Source organism: Streptomyces sp. NPDC058664 (genome assembly GCF_042716635.1).
In the GTDB taxonomy this organism is placed as follows: Bacteria; Actinomycetota; Actinomycetes; order Streptomycetales; family Streptomycetaceae; genus Streptomyces.
Genome location: NZ_JBHXRW010000189.1, coordinates 1 through 1925 on the forward strand (window position 1 = coordinate 1; position 1925 = coordinate 1925).

2 protein-coding genes are annotated in these 1925 nt (G+C 66.1%); one reads left to right on the forward strand and one right to left on the reverse strand.

The features are described from left to right. A partial coding sequence (locus tag ACFWUY_RS41405; protein WP_384122146.1) for an IS701 family transposase occupies positions 1-1053 on the forward strand: 1053 nt, incomplete at its 5' end. Between the two features lie 380 nt (positions 1054-1433). On the opposite strand, the gene ACFWUY_RS41410 is transcribed toward ACFWUY_RS41405, so the two are convergent. Then, on the reverse strand, positions 1434-1925 hold a 492-nt coding region (locus ACFWUY_RS41410; RefSeq protein WP_384122149.1), incomplete at its 5' end, for a transposase.

Consider the following 1925-nt stretch of genomic DNA (forward strand, 5'->3'; position numbering starts at 1 on the left):
CCGCTCGAGCGCAAGAACGGGTGGACGCTGGCCGAGGAGGCCGGTCATGCGGGTCCGGACCGGATCCACCGGCTGTTGAACCGGATCGACTGGGAAGCGGAGGAGGTCCTGGACGACGTGCGCGAGTACGTCGTGGAGCATCTCGGCGACCCCGAAGCGGTGCTGATCGTCGACGACACCGGTTTCCTGAAGAAGGGGGTGAGGTCGGCCGGGGTTCAGCGGCAATACTCGGGAACGGCAGGGCGGACGGAGAACTCCCAGGTCGGAGTCTTCCTCGCCTATGCGGCTCCGTTGGGACGGACGCTGATCGACCGCCGCCTCTACCTGCCCACCTCCTGGACAGACGATCGTGAACGGTGCCGTCGGGCCGGCATCGACGACGCGGTCGCTTTCGAGACCAAGGTCGCGATGGCCAGGGCGATGGTCCGCCGGGCGATCGAGGAGAAGATCCCGTTCGGGTGGGTGAGTGCGGACGCCGGCTACGGCTACTCGAAAAGCTGGCGGACCGAGCTTGAGCGGGCCGATGTCTTCCACGTCATGGCCACCACCCGGCACGACACCGTCGTCACCCGCTGGGCCATCGACCACCCGGTCCACGACCTGTTCCACGATCTGCCGAGGCAGAAGTGGAAACGCCGCTCCTGCGGCAACGGCTCTCACGGACCACGCGTCTTCGACTGGGCGAGAGTCGAGGTCCGCCCCTGGCACCGGGAAGACCGCCGGCACTGGGTGATCGCCCGCCGCAGCATTCGCCGGCCCGAGGAGATCTCCTACTACATCGCCTACTGCCCCGCCGAGACCACCCTCGACCAGCTGATCCGTGTCGCCGGCAGCCGGTGGGCCGTCGAGGAATGCTTCCAGACCGCGAAACAGGAATGCGGCCTGGACGACTACCAGGTCCGCCGCTATCCCGGCTGGCACCGCCACATGACCCTGGTCATGGCCGCCCATGTCTGCCTCACCGTCCTGCGGGCCCGCGAGCTCGACACGGAGAAAGCAGAAACGGATCCTCCGGTCTCGTCCCCCTCAGCCTTCCCGAACTCCGACGCCTGATCCACCGCCTCACCCACCGCCAACCGGTACCCATCGACCACGTCCTGCACTGGTCCCAATGGCGACGCCGACACCAGCACCAAGCCCGCCTCAGCCACTACAAACAACGCGGCCACACACCACCGGAAACTGCCCAACCATCAGACCAAAGACCGTTGCAGCACTAGGCCCAATACCGGTGATTTAGCTTCTTTTCAGGCGCTGACTGGTTGGTTTGGTGGGTGGCGTGAGGGTGACGGTGTGAGTCGGTGGCCGGGGTGGGTTGCGGTGGTGGGGGTGTTTGAGGTTCCAATTGCTCATCTTGCGTTTGATAACGCGGGGGTTGGAGCGTCGTCTGCGGGGCGGTAGGGGGCGTTGCAGCAGCTCACGGGTGGTGTGCGTCAGGGCTTGGTGGAGTCGTGAGGGGGGAAAGGCGCCGCCTGGCCGGTGACGTGGCGGCGGGCGGCGTTGAGGGTGCGGGTGAAGGAGATCCGGTCGGGGTCGAGGCCGGCTTCGTAAGCGGCCTGGTGCATGACGTCGCGCAGTGTGTGGTGGACGAGGAGGAATCCGTAGATCTCCTGCTCGATGCCGTCGGGATACTGCGAGCGCAGGACGAGTTGCCGACCGCCCTGGTGGGTCTTGATCTCATCCAGGGTGTTCTCGATCTCCCCCCGCTGGTGATAGAGGGCAGCGAGGTCGGTGGCGGGTGCGTGATCGGGATCGCAGAGGGTGGTGATCAGACGGTAGACGGTGTCCTTGTCGCGGTCGTCGAGCCGGTATTCGATGACACGGACCGGGGCCGGAGCGTGGCGGTCATGGTCACCACTGGCCACGATCTCGGAGAGGTAGGAGCCGTCGTCGAAAGACTGCAGGACCGGCAGGACGATGTTCTT